General features: G+C 60.1%; 14 protein-coding genes. 6 read left to right on the top strand and 8 right to left on the bottom strand.

Annotated elements, in window-relative coordinates:
- Nucleotides 1-22: 22 nt before the first annotated feature.
- A complete protein-coding gene (locus KSS91_RS08170; protein ID WP_217837559.1) occupies nt 23-2968 on the top strand; it encodes an HD domain-containing phosphohydrolase in 2946 nt (981 codons plus the stop codon).
- Here the strand turns inward: KSS91_RS08170 and KSS91_RS08165 are convergent, their stop codons facing one another.
- Nucleotides 2969-3451, bottom strand: coding sequence for a GAF domain-containing protein (locus KSS91_RS08165; RefSeq protein ID WP_095966417.1), 483 nt, complete (start codon nt 3449-3451; stop codon nt 2969-2971).
- Complete coding sequence (locus KSS91_RS08160) at nt 3448-4338, bottom strand: ATP-binding protein (RefSeq protein ID WP_217837558.1); 891 nt, start codon at nt 4336-4338, stop codon at nt 3448-3450. Before KSS91_RS08160 ends, KSS91_RS08165 begins: the two co-directional genes overlap by 4 nt.
- Before the next feature lie 123 nt (nt 4339-4461).
- On the opposite strand from KSS91_RS08160, the gene KSS91_RS08155 reads away from it, so the two are divergent.
- A complete protein-coding gene (locus tag KSS91_RS08155; RefSeq protein ID WP_217837557.1) occupies nt 4462-6825 on the top strand; it encodes a hybrid sensor histidine kinase/response regulator in 2364 nt (787 codons plus the stop codon).
- On the opposite strand, the gene KSS91_RS08150 is transcribed toward KSS91_RS08155, so the two are convergent.
- From KSS91_RS08150 to msrB, 3 genes are all read right to left on the bottom strand, one after another.
- A complete protein-coding gene (locus tag KSS91_RS08150) occupies nt 6809-7270 on the bottom strand; it encodes a MarR family winged helix-turn-helix transcriptional regulator (protein WP_015094046.1) in 462 nt (153 codons plus the stop codon). The genes KSS91_RS08155 and KSS91_RS08150 overlap by 17 nt on opposite strands.
- Entirely contained in the window at nt 7267-7752 is a 486-nt protein-coding gene (locus KSS91_RS08145; RefSeq protein WP_008002671.1) for a glutathione peroxidase, read from the bottom strand. The genes KSS91_RS08150 and KSS91_RS08145 overlap by 4 nt, the downstream gene beginning before the upstream one ends.
- Nucleotides 7753-7854: 102 nt before the next feature.
- The gene (gene msrB / locus KSS91_RS08140; RefSeq protein ID WP_217837556.1) at nt 7855-8250 is read right to left on the bottom strand and encodes a peptide-methionine (R)-S-oxide reductase MsrB; all 396 of its coding nucleotides are present in this window, start codon (nt 8248-8250) and stop codon (nt 7855-7857) included.
- 226 nt (nt 8251-8476) lie between these two features.
- Here msrB and KSS91_RS08135 point away from each other — a divergent pair, with 226 nt between their 5' ends.
- Together KSS91_RS08135 and htpX are read left to right on the top strand one after the other, a co-directional pair.
- Nucleotides 8477-9688: a pyridoxal phosphate-dependent aminotransferase gene (locus KSS91_RS08135; RefSeq protein WP_007973513.1), complete on the top strand. Its 1212-nt coding sequence runs from the start codon at nt 8477-8479 to the stop codon at nt 9686-9688.
- A gap of 317 nt (nt 9689-10005) precedes the next feature.
- Complete coding sequence (gene htpX, locus KSS91_RS08130) at nt 10006-10896, top strand: protease HtpX (RefSeq protein ID WP_007973520.1); 891 nt, start codon at nt 10006-10008, stop codon at nt 10894-10896.
- A 213-nt stretch (nt 10897-11109) separates the two neighbouring features.
- Here htpX and KSS91_RS08125 read toward each other — a convergent pair whose 3' ends face one another.
- Nucleotides 11110-11766, bottom strand: coding sequence for a thiopurine S-methyltransferase (locus tag KSS91_RS08125; RefSeq protein ID WP_217837555.1), 657 nt, complete (start codon nt 11764-11766; stop codon nt 11110-11112).
- Between the two features lie 102 nt (nt 11767-11868).
- Between KSS91_RS08125 and KSS91_RS08120 the strand changes: the two genes are divergently transcribed.
- Nucleotides 11869-12636, top strand: a complete 768-nt coding sequence (locus tag KSS91_RS08120) for a DODA-type extradiol aromatic ring-opening family dioxygenase (protein WP_217837554.1) — start codon at nt 11869-11871, stop codon at nt 12634-12636.
- Nucleotides 12637-12790: 154 nt separating this feature from the next.
- On the opposite strand, the gene KSS91_RS08115 is transcribed toward KSS91_RS08120, so the two are convergent.
- A complete protein-coding gene (locus KSS91_RS08115; RefSeq protein ID WP_007973525.1) occupies nt 12791-14464 on the bottom strand; it encodes a DEAD/DEAH box helicase in 1674 nt (557 codons plus the stop codon).
- A gap of 424 nt (nt 14465-14888) precedes the next feature.
- Between KSS91_RS08115 and KSS91_RS08110 the strand changes: the two genes are divergently transcribed.
- The gene (locus KSS91_RS08110) at nt 14889-15680 is read left to right on the top strand and encodes a crotonase/enoyl-CoA hydratase family protein (protein WP_217837553.1); all 792 of its coding nucleotides are present in this window, start codon (nt 14889-14891) and stop codon (nt 15678-15680) included.
- A gap of 102 nt (nt 15681-15782) precedes the next feature.
- On the opposite strand, the gene KSS91_RS08105 is transcribed toward KSS91_RS08110, so the two are convergent.
- Complete coding sequence (locus tag KSS91_RS08105) at nt 15783-16538, bottom strand: spermidine synthase (RefSeq protein WP_217837552.1); 756 nt, start codon at nt 16536-16538, stop codon at nt 15783-15785.
- Nucleotides 16539-16540 lie beyond the last annotated feature (2 nt).

Raw genomic sequence — 16540 nt, 5'->3', positions numbered from 1 at the left:
GACCCTCATGGAGAAACCCGCAATGCCTGACCCACTGCGCACGGATCCACGCCGGTTTCCACTGCATGTCCATATCAGCGTGATGTTCACCTTTCTGTTGTTGCTGACCGGAGTGCTGCTGGGTCTTTTCAACTACCGGCAAACGACCCAGATCATACTGTCGAGCAGTGAAAAGCTCTTCAACCGTATCGAGCAGGATGTCCGGCTGGACCTGCACGCAACCTATGAGCCCATTCGCCACCTGTTGAGCCTGCTGGCACTCAATCCGGCGGGCCAGTCCACTGATCTGGAACACCGCCTGGCACTGCTCGAACCGTTCAGCCAGTCACTCGAGGACAACCCCAATCTGGCGTCGCTGTACCTGGGATACGACAACGGCGACTTTTTCATGGTCCGCCCGCTGCGTACTCCGCAGGTCAAAGCGCTGGTCAAGGCCCCGGACACGGCGGTTTACCAGGTCTGGAGCATTGAACACGACAGCAGCGGCCTGGCTCGTTCCCAGTCTTTGTTTTTTGACCGGAACCTGGCACTCGTCAGCCGCCAGGACAACCTGAACGACACCTACGACCCTCGCAGCCGTGCCTGGTTTACCAGCGCCCGTAGCAACAATGACCAGATCACGACCGAACCCTATATCTTTTTTTCCACCCATGACATTGGCACGACGCTCGCGCGACGCAGTGGCGACAAGGCAATCATGGCCGCCGACCTGACCCTGGCCGAACTCAGCGCGACCCTGGCCAAGCACGTCGTGACCCCCCATACCGAAATCGTGCTGTTCGATGCCGAAGGCAATGCCATTGCCTACCCCGACAGCCGCAGGCTGATCATCGATGATCAGACATCGCGCCTGATCAAGGCTGCGGACCTGAGCCCCAGCCTGGGTGCGCTGCTCAACAACCCCTCCCAAGGCAGTCGCCTGGATGCCAACGGCCGGCAGTGGATCGTGGCCCGCAGCAGCATGCAGGAAGGCGGCCCCCAAGGCCTGCAACTGGCGCTGCTGGTACCGGAAGACGAGTTGCTCGTCGATGCTTACCGGATGCGCTGGCAAGGTGCGCTCATTACCCTGGCAACGCTGCTGTTATGCGTGCCGCTGGGTTGGCTGACCTCCAGAATCCTGGTCAAACCCTTGCGTGCGCTGGTGCAGGAAGCCGATGCGATTCGCAGTTTCGATTTCAATTTTCCGCTTTCCCGTCGCTCGCCGGTGCTCGAAGTCGACCAACTGAGCGTGTCGATGGCACGGATGAAAGACACGCTGGCGAGCTTCTTCCAGATCACTGACAGCCTCAGCGCCGAAACCCGTTTCGCCCCGCTGCTGGAACGCGTTTTGTTTGAAACCGTGAAAATCGGTCAGGCCCAGGCCGGCCTGATCTATCTGCGCGAAGGTGATGGCGGGTACATGGAACCCCACGGACTGGTCATCAATGACACCACCGAAAACCTGCAATCTTTCGACATCCGCGGACACTCACTGGAAAACCCGCAAAGCCCCCCATGGCTGCAGCAACTGGCAAACGTCGACAACGTCGTCAGTAACCTGGGGTTCGAGCAAGCGGACGATCTGCAGAAAGTCTTGCTCGCGCTGGAAAGCCCGCGAGTCCATCTGATCGGAATCCGCCTGCACAATCGTCACAACGAAACCGTGGGCCTGCTGGTGTTGCTATTGGCCGACAGCGGCGAGCACAGCGATCTGGACAAACTGCGACCGGACCGCATTGCGTTTCTCCAGGCGGTGTCCGGCGCGGCGGCCGTGTGTATTGAAAGCCAGCGCCTGCAGGCCCGGCAAAAACAGCTGCTGGACGCCTTCATTCAACTGCTGGCCGGTGCCATCGACGCCAAAAGTCCCTATACCGGCGGCCATTGCCAGCGCGTGCCGGAACTGACCCTGATGCTTGCCCGCGCGGCGGCGGCAAGCCAGGACCCCGCCTTCAGCGCCTATCGGCCAACCGACGATGAATGGGAGGCACTGCACATCGCTGCCTGGCTGCACGATTGCGGCAAGATCACCACGCCGGAATACGTCGTCGACAAAGCCACGAAGCTGGAAACCCTGACCGATCGCATCCACGAAATCCGCACCCGCTTCGAGGTACTCAAGCGCGATGCCTGGATCAGCTACTGGCAGGCCATTGCCCTGGGCGGTGACGAGCAAGCGCTGGCAGAACTGCGTGATGCCAGCCTGGCCGGGCTGGATGATGATTTCGCCTTCATTGCCCATTGCAATCTGGGTGGCGAAGCCATGGCCGACGCTGATCTGCAACGCCTGCGCAGCGTGGCTGAACGCACCTGGACCCGGACCCTGGATGACCGGCTGGGCGTGTCCTGGGAAGAGAACCGGCGCCAGTCCAGAACGCCCGCCCCCACCCTGCCCGTCAGCGAACCCTTACTGGCGGACAAGCCCGAGCACCTGTTCGAACGCAGCGAAAACGAAGTGATACCGCAAGACAATCCCCTGGGTTTCAAACTCGACGTTCCGCCCCACAAATACAATCGGGGTGAGCTGTACAACCTGAGCATTGTCCGGGGCACCCTGACGAGCGAGGAGCGTTATGTCATCAATAACCACATCGTCCAGACGATTCTGATGCTCAACCATCTGCCGTTCCCCGGACACCTGCGCAGCGTCGCGGAAATAGCCGGCGGGCATCACGAAAAAATGGACGGCAGTGGTTATCCGAAACGCTTGAAACGAGAAGACATGAGCCTGCCGGCGCGAATGATGGCGATTGCCGATATTTTCGAAGCGCTGACGGCCGCCGACCGCCCTTACAAAAAAGCCAAGACCCTGAGCGAGGCGCTGGGCATCATGGCGTTCATGTGCCGTGATGCACACATCGACCCGGAACTGTTCGGGCTGTTCATCAGGGCACAGATCTATTTGCAGTACGCCAGGCGCTTCCTCGAACCTGCGCAGATCGATGCGGTGGACGCATCGGACCTGCTGGCCAAGGCCGGTCTGGCGTCTTGATCAGCAGTCGGTCAGACGCAGGAAAATCGCCGCCAGTTGTTCGATACCGGCCTGGTCCTGCGGGGTGAACCGTGCCAGTTTCGGGCTGTCGAGGTCGAGCACGCCGATCAATCGGCCGTCCTTGACCAGCGGCACTACCAGTTCGCTGTTCGAGGCGCTGTCACAGGCAATGTGGCCGGGGAACGCGTGCACATCTTCGACCAACTGGGTCTGCAAGGTAGCGGCTGCCGTTCCGCAGACACCACGTCCGAACGGAATCCGCACGCAAGCGATCTGCCCCTGAAACGGGCCCAGCACCAGCTCCTCATTGCGGTTGAGGTAGAAACCGGCCCAGTTCAGGTCATCGAGCTGATTGAACAGAAACGCCGAGAACTGCGCGGCATTGGCGATGAAATCCCGCTCGTCCGCCAGCAAGGACTCAAGCTGCGCGTGCAGCATGCCGTAGCCTTCGAGGCCCTGGCCACTCTTTTGTAAATCGATCATGCCTTGTGCTCCAACAGTTTCAGCCCGACCCAGTAACGGGCAAATTGATAAGCGCAACGTCCATTGCGATTGCCTCGGCCTGTGGCCCAGCGTACCGCCAGGATGTCCAGCTCTTCGCTGCGCTGCCATGCCAGCCCGGCTTTGCCGGCCAACTGGCCGATCCAGTGTTCGACGACATTGAGGAAGTGTTCCTGGGTAAACGGATAGAACGATAGCCACAGGCCGAAGCGGTCCGACAGCGCGATCTTGTCTTCCACCGCCTCGCTCGGATGCAGTTCGCCGTCGACCCGCTTCCAGTTCTCGTTGTCACTTTCCTTTTCCGGCACCAGGTGGCGACGGTTCGACGTGGCGTACAGCAAGACGTTGTCCGGCGCCTGTTCCAGCGAGCCATCGAGTACGCTTTTGAGCACTCGGTAATCGCCCTCGCCCGACTCGAACGAGAGGTCATCGCAAAACAGCACGAAACGCTGGGGCAGTTTGCCGATCTGTTCGACCACTCGCGGCAGGTCTGCCAGGTGATCGCGTTCAATCTCGATCAGACGCAAACCGGCTTGAGCGTGCTCGGCCAACAAGGCGCGCACCAGCGAAGACTTGCCGGTGCCGCGCGAGCCCCAGAGCAAGGCGTGGTTGGCGGGCATGCCATCGAGGAACTGTCGGGTGTTGCGCCCAAGCTGCTCAACTTGCCGTTCGACGCCGATCAGGTCCGACAGGCGCATGTCGAGGCTGACCTGCAGCGGCATCAGATAACCGCCGCGTGACTCACGCTGCCAGCGCGCGGCCAGGCATTGCGTCCAGTCGATGGCTGGCCGGGGTGCCGGCAGCAACGGCTCGATACGCGCCAGAACGGCATCGGCGCGTTCAAGAAAAGCATTCAATCGGGAATCCACGACTTCTCCTCGGGCACGTTCACAGTAATGATGGTGATACAGCGACCAAACACAGCGTCACACAAGCGGCTGCCCCCGCAGTACAGGCCTCGCGAGAACATCAACAGGCAGGCATGATCGACTATGCTTGAGCAGCGAAAGGAAACGGAAGTGGTTCACCCCCCCATGGACATCAAATTCACCAACCGGCTGTCATTCAAGCAAGCCCGGCTTACCGTGCTGGTCGGTTTCATTCTGGGCACGCTGCTCAGCCTGCTGCAAATAGGCATCGATTATGCCAGTGAAGACGCCTCCATCAATCGTGAAATCCTTTCATTACTGGAAATCAGCCACAACCCGGCCTCGCGAATCGCCTACAACATCGACGCCGAACTCGCCAAGGAACTCACCCAGGGCCTGCTGCGCTCGCCGGCGATCATCGGCGCGAAACTGACCGACAACAACGGCACCGTGCTGGCGAACTCCAAGCGACCCGAGGTGCAAAACGGCTACCGGATGTTCAGTGACTTCCTGTTCGGTGCCAGCCGACAGTTCGAAGACCGGCTTTACCTGGATAATTTACCCAACGAATCCCTGGGTACGCTGCGGCTGAAGGTCGATACCTACGCCTTCGGCAACCGGTTCCTGCGCCGGGCCGAAGTGACCCTGATCAATGGCTTCGCCCGCAGCCTGCTGCTGTCCGGCATCCTGCTGGCGCTGTTCTATGTGATGCTGACCAAACCCCTGGTGCGGGTGATCCGTGAACTCAGCGGTCGCGACCCGGGCAACACCGAACCGACGTCGCTGGAGTGTCCCGCCGGGCACGCCAACGATGAGATTGGTGTACTGGTCAAGGTTGCCAACCAGCAATTCAAAAACATCGCCACCGAAATCCGGCAGCGGCGCAACGCGGAAAACCGCCTGACCGAATATCTTGGCCAACTGGAAAACATCGTCTCGGCCCGCACCGCCGAACTCAAGGCGATCAACGCCCGGCTGAGCCAATCCAACGAGGAACTGGAAGCCGCACGCAGTACCGCCCTCGACATGGCCGAAGCCCGCTCGGTGTTCCTGGCCAACATGAGCCATGAAATACGCACGCCCCTCAATGGCTTGCTCGGCATGATCGCGCTGTCCCTGGACGGACCGCTGAATGCCGAACAACAGCAACAGCTGTCGATCGCCCATGACTCGGGCAAGGTACTGGTGGAACTGCTCAACGATATCCTCGATTTGTCGAAGTTCGATGCCGGTCAACTCGAACTCGAACACATCCCCTTCGACCTCGGCTCACTGATCGAGGATACCGCCAACCTGTTGTCGCAGAACGCCGCCCCCAGCGTCGAACTGACCTGCCTGATCGATCCGTATTTCCCGACTCTGGTGCTCGGCGATCCGACCCGGGTGCGGCAGATCGTCAGTAACCTGCTGTCCAACGCCCTCAAGTTCACCCGTTTCGGGCGTGTCGACGTACGCCTGTCAACGTTCGGGGACGGCGTCAGAATCGAAGTGTGCGACACCGGCATCGGCATCCCTCAGGAAGCCCAGGCCAGGATCTTCCAGCCTTTCACCCAGGCCGGAGCCGGTATTACCCGCCAATTTGGTGGCACCGGGCTGGGCCTGGCGCTGACCTGCAACCTTTGCGAAGCCATGCAAGGGCGCCTGACGATCAGCTCCGAAGCGGGATTTGGCAGTCAGTTCTGCGCGGATCTGCCATTACCCAGCCATACCCGCGCAATGCCTGCTGCCTCGCTCAATGGCAAAGTCGTCGCCATCACGGCCGCCAGCAGCGGGCTCGGCGAACTGTTGAACAGCCTGTTGCCTGGCTGGGGGCTGGACTATGAACGGCGTTCCATGGATGACTCACTGCTTGGCCTGGCAGCCGACGTGCTCATCACCGACTGCCCCGAATGCCTGTTCAGTTTGCGCCCAGCCCTCAGTGCGCCGATCCTGTTGATCACCGCGTATGGCAATTTCATGCCCAGCGAAGAGGTAAACGCCCTCGCCCCTCTGCAACAACAGGCCCGTCCCCTGGCTCGCAATACGCTGTATCAGAGCTTGCGGCGGATCCTGCAGCCACAACCCCAGCCGATCAACGATGTCCGGCTCGAAACGCAATGCCCGCTACGCCGTGGGCGCGTGCTGCTGGTGGAAGACAATCCGGTGAACCAGTTGGTGGCCAAGGGCATGCTCGGCAAGCTCGGCTGCGAGGTCACCACCGCGGCTCATGGTGCCGAGGCTCTGGATCAACTCGAACAACGGGAGTTCGACCTGGTGCTGATGGACTGCAACATGCCGGTGATGGATGGCTATGAAGCCAGCCGGCAAATCCGCCGCAGCGGACGCTGGCCCCAACTGCCCATCGTCGCCCTGACGGCCAACGCCATGTCGGAGGAGCGCGAACGCTGTCGTGCCGCGGGCATGAGCGACTACCTGGCCAAACCCTTCCGGCGCGAAGAACTGGCCGCCCTGCTGGACTTGTGGATCCCCGCTACGACAGCGCCCTGATCTGTCCCAACAGGTGGTCGAGACCATCGCGCAAGTCGTTGAGACGATTCAGGTCGACCCCACTGTCGCACAACAACCGCGCCTTGAGTGGCCCGACCTGATCGCGCAAGGCCGTTCCGGCTGGCGACAGGCTCAGGTGCACTTCACGCTCATCGCGCGCCGAACGCTGACGCTGCACCAGATGCATTTGTTCGAGGCGCTTGAGCAAGGGTGTCAGCGTGCCGGAATCCAGGGCCAGACGCTCCCCCAATGCCTTCACGGTCGGTTGCTCGGGGGCTGCTTCCTGCCACTCCCACAGCACCAGCATCGCCAGGTACTGAGGGTAAGTCAGGCCCAACTGATCGAGCATTGGCTTGTAGGCGCGAATGACCGCACGGGAAGCTGCGTACAGCTTGAAACACAGCTGGCTGTCGAGCTTCAGGGAATCGACGGACAAGGTGTTCATTTGAGCAGGGCTTCAATCTCGCGGGTCAGGTCCTGCGGCTTGGTCGCCGGGGCGAAGCGCTTGACCAGTTGCCCGTCCTTGCCGATCAGGAACTTGGTGAAGTTCCACTTGATGCCCTGGGAACCCAGCACACCCGGAGCGCGCTTTTTCAACTGCACGAACAAGGGATGGGCGCCGGCGCCGTTGACTTCGATCTTTTTGAACAGCGGGAAGCTGACACCGAAGTTCAGCTCGCAGAATTCGGAGATCGCCCCTTCATTGCCCGGCTCTTGCTTGCCGAACTGGTTGCAGGGAAAACCGAGCACCACCAGGCCCTGGTCCTTGTAGGTCTGCCACAACTCTTCCAGGCCTTTGTATTGCGGAGTGAAACCGCACTTGCTGGCCGTGTTGACCACCAGCACGGCCTTGCCGGCGAAATCCGCCAGGGTCTTTTGCTCTCCCTTGATCGTGGTGCAAGGGATGCTCAGCAGGTTGTCGCTCATGTTTGAGGTTCCGAGTGAATGGAAGAGACAACAAAGTAGCGAGCAATTGAATTGCGTGCAATTTAAATATCCGGAAAGCGATCATCGGATCGCTTCGGGGACTTATTCGCGGGGCACCAGGTCCAGGCACACCGAGTTAATGCAATAACGCAGGCCGGTCGGCGGTGGGCCATCAGGGAAAACATGCCCCAGGTGCGCGTCGCATTTGGCGCAGACCACTTCGGTGCGGATCATGCCGTGGCTGACATCACGAATCTCGGTCATGGCGCTGTCGCCGATCGGCGCGTAGAAACTCGGCCAGCCGCAGCCGGAATCGAATTTGGTCCTGGAGTCGAACAGCGGTTCGCTACAGCAGATGCAGCGGTAGACACCGTCGGTTTTGGTGGCGTTGTATTTACCGGAAAACGGACGTTCGGTGCCTTTGAGGCGGCACACGTTGTACTGCTCTGGATCGAGCATCGCCTTCCATTCTTCCAGGGTTTTTTCCAACTTTTCCATCATCACACCTCAGCGGCTGAAAAAGCCCGATCTGTACCTTTTCCACGGATCGGGCGGCACGTATGATTGCGCCTCGTCAAACGCCAGTCTGGCAGCCAGACCACGCGCATTCAAACGGAAATATGGGTGCTGCATTTCAAGGCGTCAGGCCTGTGTGAATACGCAGGATTCCCAGCACGGCTGTCCAAGCGCCGTCTGGATCGTTCATTTTCGGGAACACATCGCCATGCAGGTCAGCAAATCGAACAAGCTCGCCAACGTCTGCTACGACATTCGCGGCCCGGTGCTCAAGCACGCCAAGCGCCTGGAAGAGGAAGGCCATCGCATCCTCAAGCTGAACATCGGCAACCCGGCGCCTTTTGGTTTCGAAGCGCCGGATGAAATCCTCCAGGACGTGATCCGCAACCTGCCGACCGCCCAGGGCTATAGCGACTCCAAGGGCCTGTTCAGTGCGCGCAAGGCCGTGATGCAGTATTACCAGCAAAAGCAGGTAGAAGGCGTCGGCATTGAAGACATCTACCTGGGCAATGGCGTTTCCGAACTGATCGTGATGTCGATGCAGGCCCTGCTCAACAATGGCGACGAAGTACTGGTGCCTGCGCCTGACTACCCGCTATGGACCGCCGCCGTGAGCCTGTCCGGCGGCAATCCGGTGCACTACCTGTGCGACGAGCAAGCCAACTGGTGGCCGGACCTGGCCGACATCAAGGCCAAGATCACCCCGAACACCAAGGCCCTGGTGATCATCAACCCGAACAACCCGACCGGCGCCGTGTATTCGAAGGAAGTGCTGCTGGGCATGCTGGAACTGGCCCGCCAGCACAACCTGGTGGTGTTCTCCGACGAAATCTACGACAAGATCCTCTACGACGATGCCGTGCACATCTGCACCGCCTCCCTGGCGCCAGACTTGCTCTGCCTGACCTTCAACGGTCTGTCCAAGTCCTATCGCGTGGCCGGTTTCCGTTCCGGCTGGATCGCCATTTCCGGTCCGAAACACCACGCCCAGAGCTATATCGAAGGCATCGACATGCTGGCGAACATGCGCCTGTGCGCCAACGTGCCGAGCCAGCATGCGATCCAGACCGCCCTGGGTGGCTACCAGAGCATCAATGACCTGGTGCTGCCGCAAGGTCGCCTGCTCGAACAGCGCAACCGCACCTGGGAGTTGCTCAACGACATTCCGGGCGTGAGCTGCGTCAAGCCGATGGGCGCGCTGTACGCATTCCCGCGCATCGACCCGAAAGTCTGCCCGATCCACAACGACGAGAAATTCGTCCTCGACCTGCTGCTCTCCGAAAAGCTGCTGGTGGTTCAAGGCACCGCATTCAACTGGCCATGGCCAGACCACTTCCGCGTCGTAACCCTGCCACGTGTCGATGACCTGGAGATGGCCATCGGACGCATCGGCGGCTTCCTCAAGTCCTACCGCCAGTAAGTGCCCTCCACCGTGCGACACGCCTGCGCGTCGCACGGTAATTTTCATCCGGCAACATTTGTTTGCATTGCGTCACTGGCAGTCGTTTTGCCCGCTGCCGAACAACGCCGTGCCTGCTCGCGCCTAACAAAGGCGGGGCGTTCGACATGAATTGACTGACAAACACTTCCTGCACTCGCGTCGGAAATGCCCTGCAAGCAGCTAAACTATTGCCGTAGGACACAGTTTGAAATAGTCACCCGGTTGAATACCCCGGTGCAGCACCTTATATACCCCGCAGTACGCTACATCTTTAGCATGAGGAGATTTCTACAACCATGATGCGCATCCTGCTGTTCTTGGCCACTAACCTGGCGGTCGTGCTGATTGCCAGCATCACCCTGAGCCTTTTCGGCTTCAACGGGTTCATGGCGGCCAATGGGGTTGACCTCAACCTCAATCAGCTGCTGATTTTCTGTGCGGTCTTTGGTTTCGCCGGTTCACTGTTCTCGCTGTTCATCTCCAAGTGGATGGCGAAGATGAGCACCAGCACCCAGATCATCACCCAGCCACGCACCCGTCACGAGCAATGGCTGCTGCAAACCGTCGAGCAACTGTCCCGCGAAGCCGGGATCAAGATGCCCGAAGTCGGTATTTTCCCCGCCTACGAGGCGAACGCCTTCGCCACCGGCTGGAACAAGAACGACGCACTGGTCGCCGTGAGCCAGGGCTTGCTCGAGCGCTTTTCGCCCGATGAAGTGAAAGCCGTCCTGGCCCACGAAATCGGCCACGTGGCCAATGGCGACATGGTTACCCTGGCGCTGATCCAGGGCGTGGTGAACACCTTCGTGATGTTCTTCGCCCGGATCATCGGCAATTTCGTCGACAAAGTGATCTTCAAGAACGAAGAAGGCCAGGGCATTGCCTACTACGTGGCGACCATCTTCGCCGAACTGGTTCTGGGCATCCTGGCCAGCGCCATCGTCATGTGGTTCTCGCGCAAGCGCGAATTCCGTGCCGACGAAGCCGGTGCAAACCTGGCCGGCACCGCCGCAATGATTGGCGCCCTGCAGCGTCTGCGGGCGGAACAAGGCCTGCCTGTGCACATGCCCGACACCCTGAACGCCTTCGGCATCAATGGTGGCATCAAGCAAGGGTTCGCTCGCATGTTCATGAGCCACCCGCCACTGGAAGAGCGTATCGACGCCCTGGCTCGTCGCCGCGGCTAATACACTCCACAGCAAAGCAAAAGGCCCGCAGCGATGCGGGCCTTTTTTTGTCTGCTTGAACACTTCGGTGTGTTTCAGGGCCTCTTCGCGGGCAAGCCCGCTCCCACAGTTGACCAGGTTAAACCAAAACCTTATGACTGGCCCAATCCCATGTGGGAGCGGGCTTGCTCCGGGCGGCGTTCCGACGAAGAGGCCGGTGCTAACACCTGGATATTATCGACTGGAAACCCTATACACCCGCTCCTCAAGTCGCGTCACACCCGCCTCCAGGAACTTCCCGCTCTCACTCAGTACGTCCTGATCCTCCAGAACCTTCAGCGACCATGACGCGCCCAACAATCGCTGCACCTCATCATCGAGCACGGCAAACGGCGGTCCGTCCATCTGTACCTGGTCATAGTCCAGCGTGATCAATAATCCGCGACACTCTTTCGGCAGAATCCGATTCAGGTGCGCCGCATATTGCTCACGCATCTTCGCCGGCAACGCAATCAACGCGGCGCGATCATAGAGCGCGGAGCAATCAGCCGTGTCACCGGCCGTCAGCTCAAAGAAATTGCCGCACCAAAGCTCGATGGAACCTGCCCGATAGACCTTGAACGGCCCCTGCTCACTGACGGCCGGATCAAAGCCATGCTCGCTGAAAAACTCCTCGATGGCTTTTTCCGACAGTTCGACTCCCAGGACCTCATGGCCTTGATGGGCGAGCCAAAGCAAATCCAGGCTTTTACCACATAACGGCACCAACACGCGCGCCCCCTCTTCAAGGCTTAACGCTGGCCAGAACCGCTTCAGATAAGGGTTCACCTGCGGCAGGTGAAAGCCGATCTGATTCGCCGCCCATTTCTTGTGCCAAAACTCCGGCTGCATAAATAACCCCGAAAATTCGATCAAAACACCCTAAAACTTATATTAGATTTAGATTAATGATCTGACTGAAGATGTTGCATCTTAACTCTCAGGAGCTCATTCATGTTCCCCAGTCTGTACATATCCCACGGCTCTCCCATGCTCGCCCTGGAACCCGGTGCCAGCGGGCCGGCACTGGCCCGCCTGGCCGCCGAGATACCCAGGCCCAAAGCCATCGTGATTGTGTCTGCGCACTGGGAAAGCAATGAGCTGCTGGTCAGCGGCAATCCGCAGCCTGAAACCTGGCATGACTTCGGTGGATTCCCCAAAGCCCTGTTCGAGGTCCAGTACCCGGCACCCGGCGACCCGCGACTCGCCGCAGAGGTTACCGAGCTACTGAAAACCGCTGGCTTTCCTGCGCGCATCGACAACAATCGGCCTTTCGACCATGGCGTCTGGGTGCCTTTATCGCTGATGTACCCACAAGCCGACATTCCGATTGTCCAGGTTTCGCTGCCCACCCGGGCCGGCCCCGCTCTACAGACCCGCGTTGGCCATGCGCTGGCCAGCCTGCGCGAGCACGGCGTCCTGCTGATCGGCTCCGGCAGCATCACTCACAACCTGCGGGAGCTGGACTGGCACGCCGGCCCTGAGAGCGTTGAGCCCTGGGCGCTGGCGTTTCGCGACTGGATGATCGAGAAGCTCGAAGCGAACGACGAAGCCGCACTGCATGACTATCGCGCGCAGGCACCGCATGCCGTGCGCAACCACCCCAGCGACGAACACCTGTTGCCGCTGTACTTTGCCCGCGCCGCCGGCGGGCCGTTCAGCATTGCCCATCAGGGGTTCACCATGGGCGCACTGGGCATGGACATCTATCGTTTCGGCTAACCAATAAAGCAAAAGATCGCAGCCTTCGGCAGCTCCTATGGAGGAATGCGATCCCATGTAGGAGCTGCCGCAGGCTGCGATCTTTTTACAGGTAAAAAAAATCCCCGAACCAGTCGGGGATTTTTCATGTTCGATCAATCAGCCCGAGAGCGGATCAATCTTCGCGGTAGCGACGCAGCTTCAACTGCTTGCCGGCAACGCGAGTGTCCTTCAGCTTGGTCAGCAACTTCTCCAGACCATCTTCCGGCAGCTCGACGAGGCTGAAGCTGTCACGCACCTGGATGCGACCGATCGCTTCACGCGCCAGACCACCTTCGTTGAGGATGGCGCCCAGCAGGTTCTTGGCGGCGATACCGTCACGCGCGCCCAGCGCGGTACGGCAACGTGCACGGCCTTCGCCCAGCGGCATCGGAGCACGACGCTCGCGGTCGCCACGCTCAGGACGATCACCGGAACGCTCTGGACGATCGCCACGCGGTGCATTGTTCGGCACCAGTGGACGCTCTTTCTCGATAGCGGCCAGGTTCAACGCTTGACCGTTGGTTGCCTTGCGCAACAGGGCTGCGGCCAGGGCACGCGGGCTGCAACCGATGTCGGCGGTCAGGCGATCGAGCAGATCACCGTGAGTCGATTCGGCCTCGGCCACCAGCGGCGACAGGCTGTTGGTCAGTTTCTTGATGCGCGCATCCAGAACGGCTTGAGCGTCCGGCAGGCGAACTTCAGCAACCTTCTGACCGGTTACACGCTCGATCACTTGCAGCATGCGGCGCTCACGCGGAGTCACCAGCAGCAGTGCACGACCTTCGCGACCGGCACGGCCGGTACGGCCGATACGGTGAACGTAGGACTCCGGATCGTACGGCATGTCAACGTTGAACACGTGAGTGATGCGCGGAACGTCCAGGCCACGAGCGGCAACGTCGGTGGCCACAACGATGTCCAGACGGCCATCCTTGAGGGAGTCGATCACGCGCTCACGCTGGTTCTGGGCGATGTCACCGTTCAGCGCAGCGGCTTTGTAGCCTTTGGCTTCCAGGGCACTGGCCAGGTCCAGGGTCGCTTGCTTGGTGCGCACGAACATGATCAGGGCGTCGAAATCTTCCACTTCCAGCAAGCTGAGAACGGCCGAAGTCTTCTGGTCAGCGTGAACCAGCAGGTGAGCCTGCTCGATCGCGGTAACGGTCTGGGTCTTGCTCTGAATCTTGACGTGCTTCGGATCGCGCAGGTGGCGTTCGGCGATTGCACGGATCGACTGAGGCAGGGTTGCCGAGAACAGTACGGTCTGACGGGTTTCCGGCATGGCCTTGAAGATGACTTCCAGGTCGTCCATGAAGCCCAGCTTGAGCATTTCGTCGGCTTCGTCGAGAACCAGGTGGTTCACGGTCGCCAGTACTTTTTCGTCGCGACGCAGGTGGTCGCACAGACGGCCCGGAGTGGCGACAACGATTTGTGCGCCATTACGGATTGCTTTCAGTTGTGGGCCCATCGGCGCGCCGCCGTAGACAGCCACAACAGTCACGCCCGGCATTTGCTTGGCGTAGGTTTCGAAAGCGGTTGCAACTTGTAGCGCCAACTCACGAGTTGGGGCCAGGATCAGAGCTTGCGGCTCGCGCTTGGACGGATCAATGCGGTGCAGAATTGGCAGGGCAAAGGCAGCGGTTTTACCGGTACCGGTTTGCGCCTGACCAATCATATCGTGACCGGCGAGAATGATCGGGATCGACTGCTGCTGAATGGCCGAAGGCTCTTCATAGCCGGTAGCGACTACTGCAGCGACAATATTTGGATGAAGTTCAAGAGCGGCGAAGCCGCCGATTTCCTGGGTCATGGGTCTGCCTCTAAGTGCATCCGCAAAGACCCATGCTCCAAAGCTGCACATGCCGTGTTGAGACTCAAGAGTCGCCCTGGCAGCTTTGTCGGCGGGGATTTGCGAAAACGAATGAATGAAAAGAATCGTAAAGGAAGAGTCCGCTGGGCGGACGTGCAGCCGAAGCTGGCTTCGGGGAATTGCGCTACCTAAACGCGGCCCGGTTAAAGGCCGGCGCGCACTATACCGGAATTCGTCAAAAAAGGGAGCTTTTTTTATCGGAAATCCACCGGATACACCGTTGTGTCACAGGCTTTGCGAATAATCGGTCAGCCGTCTATTTTTCAAAGGCCCGGCCTTGCGGGTGATGGCGCTAAAACGGTTCACCCTTTACCGTGCAGACCGCAGGTCCCCGCACGCCTTTCCCACCCCCGAGGACCGCTCCATGAATCAGTCCAGCTCCAGTCGAGTCAGCCGTGAACGGCGCGGCCATGTGTTCCTGATCGGCCTGGATCGGGTGGCCAAGCGCAACGCCTTCGATCTCGACCTGCTCAATGCGCTGAGCCTGGCCTATGGCGAATTCGAGGCCGACAGCGAAGCGCGGGTGGCGGTGGTGTTCGCTCATGGCGAGCACTTTACCGCCGGGCTCGACCTGGTCAATGCCAGCGTCACACTCGCAGATGGCTGGCAGGTTCCGCCCGGCGGCTGTGATCCCTGGGCGGTGTTCGCCGGTCCCAGGGTCAGCAAACCGGTCATTATCGCCGCCCAGGGTTATTGCCTGACCATCGGCATCGAGCTGATGCTGGCCGCCGACATCAACCTGTGCGCCAGCAACACCCGGTTCGCGCAGATGGAAGTGCAACGCGGGATCTTCCCGTTCGGCGGTGCCACCCTGCGCCTGCATCAAGTGGCCGGCTGGGGCAATGCCATGCGCTGGTTGTTGACCGGGGATGAGTTCGACGCCCGTGACGCCTTGCACCTGGGTCTGGTGCAAGAGGTCATGGCCAGCGAGGACTTGCTGCCCCGGGCGATTGAACTGGCCGAGCGGATCGCCCGTCAGGCGCCGCTCGGCGTTCAAGCGACATTGATGTCTGCGCGACAGGCCCGCTACGAAGGGGAAACCGCAGCGGCACAGGCGTTGCCGCTGCTGGTGAAGAAGTTGATGGCGAGCGAGGACGTCAAGGAAGGTGTGCAGTCGATGGTGGAGCGGCGGCCCGGTGTTTTCAAAGGCTGCTGAAAATCCGTGTAGGAGCTGCCGAAGGCTGCGATCTTTTGATCTTGAAAAGCAAAATCAAAAGATCGCAGCCTTCGGCAGCTCCTACAGGGGGATCAGTGTGCCTCAGGTTGCCGGGCGAATCGCCTTGATCAACGACTGCAACGAATACCCCAGCCGCGGCGCCAGCGTTTCGGCGCGGGCGACCAGGCCGTCCATGTCCAGCTCCTGATCCAGCTCAGAAGGCACGATCAGGATCACGTTGCCCTCCTTCACCGGCAGCTCCCAATAGTGCCGGTGATACAAACCGCGCAACAAGGCGGCGCCCAAGGGTTTGCCATCGTCGGTAGCCCACTGATTGATCACCAGCCAGCCACCCGGATTCAATCGTTTCTGGCAGTTTTCCAGGAAACTCCAGGCCAGATGCCCGACACCCGGGCCGACATCGGTATAAAGGTCGACGAAAATCAGGTCCGCCGATTCTGCGCTATCCAGCAACTCCAGCGCATCGCCAACGCGGATGTACAGGCGTGGATCGTCATCCAGCCCCAGATATTCAATGGCCAGGCGCGGCACGTCCGGGCGCAGCTCGATGGCTTCGACATCTTCCAGCGGCAGGAACTTGAGGCAGGCCTGGGTCAGCGTACCGGCGCCAAGACCGAGAAACAGTGCGCTTTCGGGCAGTTCATGGCACAACGCGCCGATCAGCATCGCCCGGGTATAGTCGTACTCGAGCCAGCTCGGATCGGCGGTGAACACGCAGCTTTGCTCGATGGCATCACCGAACTCGAGAAAACGGTAATCGGCCACTTCCAGCACACGAATCACACCGAACTCGTCCTGTACCTCGGCGAGCAGATGCTCGACGCGTTCCTCAGTCATTT

Source organism: Pseudomonas azerbaijanorientalis (assembly GCF_019139795.1).
Taxonomy (GTDB): domain Bacteria; phylum Pseudomonadota; class Gammaproteobacteria; order Pseudomonadales; family Pseudomonadaceae; genus Aquipseudomonas; species Aquipseudomonas laurylsulfatiphila.
This window is presented reverse-complemented; position numbering and strand designations above follow the sequence as displayed.

Excerpts from the sequence above, each read along its gene's own strand:
- KSS91_RS08170 (WP_217837559.1), top strand. The coding sequence starts at position 23 with ATGCCTGACCCACTGCGCACGGATCCACGCCGGTTTCCACTGCATGTC.
- KSS91_RS08165 (WP_095966417.1), bottom strand. The coding sequence starts at position 3,451 with ATGATCGATTTACAAAAGAGTGGCCAGGGCCTCGAAGGCTACGGCATG.
- KSS91_RS08155 (WP_217837557.1), top strand. The coding sequence starts at position 4,462 with ATGCTTGAGCAGCGAAAGGAAACGGAAGTGGTTCACCCCCCCATGGAC.
- KSS91_RS08150 (WP_015094046.1), bottom strand. The coding sequence starts at position 7,270 with ATGAACACCTTGTCCGTCGATTCCCTGAAGCTCGACAGCCAGCTGTGT.
- KSS91_RS08145 (WP_008002671.1), bottom strand. The coding sequence starts at position 7,752 with ATGAGCGACAACCTGCTGAGCATCCCTTGCACCACGATCAAGGGAGAG.
- msrB (WP_217837556.1), bottom strand. The coding sequence starts at position 8,250 with ATGGAAAAGTTGGAAAAAACCCTGGAAGAATGGAAGGCGATGCTCGAT.
- KSS91_RS08135 (WP_007973513.1), top strand. The coding sequence starts at position 8,477 with ATGCAGGTCAGCAAATCGAACAAGCTCGCCAACGTCTGCTACGACATT.
- htpX (WP_007973520.1), top strand. The coding sequence starts at position 10,006 with ATGATGCGCATCCTGCTGTTCTTGGCCACTAACCTGGCGGTCGTGCTG.
- KSS91_RS08125 (WP_217837555.1), bottom strand. The coding sequence starts at position 11,766 with ATGCAGCCGGAGTTTTGGCACAAGAAATGGGCGGCGAATCAGATCGGC.
- KSS91_RS08120 (WP_217837554.1), top strand. The coding sequence starts at position 11,869 with ATGTTCCCCAGTCTGTACATATCCCACGGCTCTCCCATGCTCGCCCTG.
- KSS91_RS08115 (WP_007973525.1), bottom strand. The coding sequence starts at position 14,464 with ATGACCCAGGAAATCGGCGGCTTCGCCGCTCTTGAACTTCATCCAAAT.
- KSS91_RS08110 (WP_217837553.1), top strand. The coding sequence starts at position 14,889 with ATGAATCAGTCCAGCTCCAGTCGAGTCAGCCGTGAACGGCGCGGCCAT.
- KSS91_RS08105 (WP_217837552.1), bottom strand. The coding sequence starts at position 16,538 with ATGACTGAGGAACGCGTCGAGCATCTGCTCGCCGAGGTACAGGACGAG.